Origin of the sequence: Hymenobacter terricola (genome assembly GCF_017921975.2) — a bacterium.
Lineage (GTDB): Bacteria > Bacteroidota > Bacteroidia > Cytophagales > Hymenobacteraceae > Hymenobacter > Hymenobacter terricola.
Genome location: NZ_JAGEMO020000165.1, coordinates 1 through 817, shown reverse-complemented (window position 1 = coordinate 817; position 817 = coordinate 1). Strand labels below are relative to the sequence as shown.

At 45.7% G+C, this 817-nt stretch carries 1 protein-coding gene; it reads left to right on the top strand.

What is annotated here, in order from left to right; translation table 11 throughout:
• Positions 1 to 78: 78 nt before the first annotated feature.
• The coding region (locus J4G38_RS28000; protein ID WP_226164091.1) for a phosphoadenosine phosphosulfate reductase family protein at positions 79 to 817 on the top strand (739 nt) is incomplete at its 3' end.

Here is an 817-nt window from a genome sequence, read left to right as displayed (position 1 = left end):
TTCAAGGGCAGGCGGTCAATGGCTTCACGTGCAATTTTCGAGAAATCCGCGGCACAAAATAAATCTCAATTATCGCGTATGACTTTAGAGGAATTGAAGCAAAGGCAGAGTTGGACTTTCGACCAAAAGCTTGATCACGCTGTTGCGACTGTCGAGAATTTTTTTTCGCGTCTTGAAGGCCGTTGTTTTGTCTCCTTTTCGGGTGGCAAAGACTCCACGGTGCTGCTGGATCTTGTTCGCCGCTTTGTCGACAAAAATTGTCCTGCAGTCTTTTGCAATACGGGCGCGGAATATCCGGACGTTGTGAATTTCGTTCATTCTTTCGATAACGTGATCGTCATCAAGCCGAAGCAGACTTTTAAAGAAGTCATTGAAGAGCGCGGATTTCCACTTGTGAGCAAAGAACAAAGTCGCTACATTCGCCAAGCTCGGCACACCAAAAGCGACAAATTAAGGGCCTTGCGGTTAAATCTCGACGGGAAAAAACGAAAATTTGGATTTATCTCTAAAAAATGGCGCTATCTCGTTAATCAGCCTTACGACGTGAGCGAAGAATGTTGCGACATCCTCAAAAAAAGGCCGTTCAAGAAGTTCTGCAAAGAGAGGAATCTTCGACCGCTCATTGCAACCACTTGCGACGAAAGTTTGTTGCGTGCTGAAATGTACGTAAGGCGTGGTGGCTGCTCCAGCTTCGAAAAGGACAAAGAAGCCAGTTATCCGCTGTCGATTTTCCTTGATTCCGACATCTACGAATACATTCACAAATTTGATTTGCGGCTTTGCGATCTGTACAAAAAAGGCTTTGTGCGCACTGGCT